Below are 1,864 nucleotides of genomic sequence, written 5' to 3' on the forward strand. Positions count from 1 at the left end.
GGATTGAAAGGACTCCACTCAGGAAGTACATCCTTTCCTGATACTTCTTTCAGGATCTTTGCGATATCATCTCTTTTGATGAGGGCTGCCTTGATGGCTTCGACAAACCTTCCGCTCTTGTAAAGCTCATCTGCACGATATACCTTAGGGTGTATTCCCAGTTTCTCAAGACCTTCAAGGAAAGGTGTGAGGAAGTGCTCTGCGTAGCTCTTACATTCTCCGCATGGACATGGGATCTCGGAAATTGGTTTTCCCACATGTTCTGCATAGCTTTCAGGGAGGAACGGGTAGACCTTACGGAGAGGGTCGTAATTATCTGCAATGTAGATGAACTCGGATTCGAGTCCTGCATCGTTCATTGCCCTGTAAGCTGCATCAGCTGTTACGACCTCTCTCATATTCCCTATATGGATGTGACCGGAGGGGGTAATTCCGGTGGATACCAGATGTTTATTGCCATTTTTTGCTGCTTCTTCAGCAATAACATCTGCCCAGTGTGTAATTTCAGTCATTTTGATCACCGATAATAAGATAATTGATGTAAAATTGGATTTCAATATTATAAGTTTTGGTTTTTAGTCGATGATTTCCGTTACGATTTCTTCAAGGTCACAGAAGTTCGACCAGAAATTGTAGGCTCCTGCATTGATGAACACCATCTCGTCACCGATCTTTGGTTCATCCTTTAAGTAAACACGATACCTGAACAGGTCCATGGAACAGGGTGTGCAACCTTTCACAACATAGGGTTCTCCACTATCGTTGCCGACCTCTCCTTCAATTCGAAGTTTCACGGGAACCAGGATCGCATCCATGTCGCTGTTATATACAGATGCGTTCACTATGATGTTGTTATCATATACTCCTGTTATGTGGCTCACAAGTTTCCCTGCAGGTGCGGCTATGAACCTGCCCGGTTCTATCATGAGCTTGATGTTCTTTTCATGAAGCCATTCCCGAAGTTCGGATATGCGTCTGAATATTCCGTTTATGACATCAACATTGGTGTTGGCATATTCTGAAGGTAGCCCTCCTCCGATGTTCAGTATGTCGATGGCTTCCAGTGTTCCTTCTGTGAGCGCATCCTCTATCTCAGGCCGGATCTTCCATTCGTTCACGTTCTGTGTTTTCCTGTGGAAGTGAACCCCAAGCTTTTCGATGTTCTTGTTACCTTTAAGCTGAGCTATCCTTTTGTTGATGGTGTCCGAGCTCATTCCGAAAACGAAGTAACGTTCAGTGCGTATGGAGTGTTCCTTGAGCTTGAGGCGTAACAATAATGTGATCTTCCAGTCGGTATCATCGACTGTAGAAAGCAATGTGTCGAGGTCGAACTCGTTATCAACTGCAAAGGAACGGATGCCTTTTTCGTAAAGCTCCCTTATCATCTCAGGTGTCCATGCCTGTGCCAGGAACAATACCCTTGACATGTCTTCTGTGTGCTTCAGCTCGTTTGGCATGTGGACACTCAGTAGTCCATCGGTCTCAGCTTCGATCAACGGGCTGACCTTTGGGTTCGTCTTTGAGCTGAATGCGACAATATCCGCTACGTCCTTGACCTTGCTGTACTGCTCAAGTATTATCTTTTTTGAAAGGATGAATCTCGGTGCAGATACGGTGCTGTTCATTTTACCACTCCGCTGCTTCTGTTCTCCTGTAGCCCTTTAAGCAGACCATCGGCTGCCAGTTCATCAAGTGCCCTTATCATTGCCAGAGGGAAGGTTATGCTCACATCTCCTATTACCGTGGCAACATCACTTTCGTCCTTGACCTTTCCCCATGATTTTGCTTCATTGGTGTTAGCTCCCGACATGCTTCCTGAGGTGCGGTGAGCAGTTGTCATATATACTGCATATTCAGCACCTCC

At 45.7% G+C, this 1,864-nt stretch carries 3 protein-coding genes; all 3 read right to left on the reverse strand.

The features are described from left to right. Nucleotides 1–512: lysine--tRNA ligase (lysS, locus tag KDK67_RS13980; RefSeq protein WP_250869458.1), on the reverse strand; the 512-nt coding region annotated here is incomplete at its 3' end. A gap of 63 nt (nt 513–575) precedes the next feature. Beyond that, nucleotides 576–1,625 (reverse strand): decarboxylase, encoded by a 1,050-nt coding sequence (locus tag KDK67_RS13985; RefSeq protein WP_250869459.1) that lies wholly within the window; start codon nt 1,623–1,625, stop codon nt 576–578. Further along, a partial coding sequence (locus KDK67_RS13990) for a deoxyhypusine synthase family protein (RefSeq protein WP_250869460.1) occupies nt 1,622–1,864 on the reverse strand: 243 nt, incomplete at its 5' end. The genes KDK67_RS13990 and KDK67_RS13985, both read right to left, overlap by 4 nt.

Origin of the sequence: Methanococcoides seepicolus (assembly GCF_023684405.1) — an archaeon.
GTDB lineage: Archaea > Halobacteriota > Methanosarcinia > Methanosarcinales > Methanosarcinaceae > Methanococcoides > Methanococcoides seepicolus.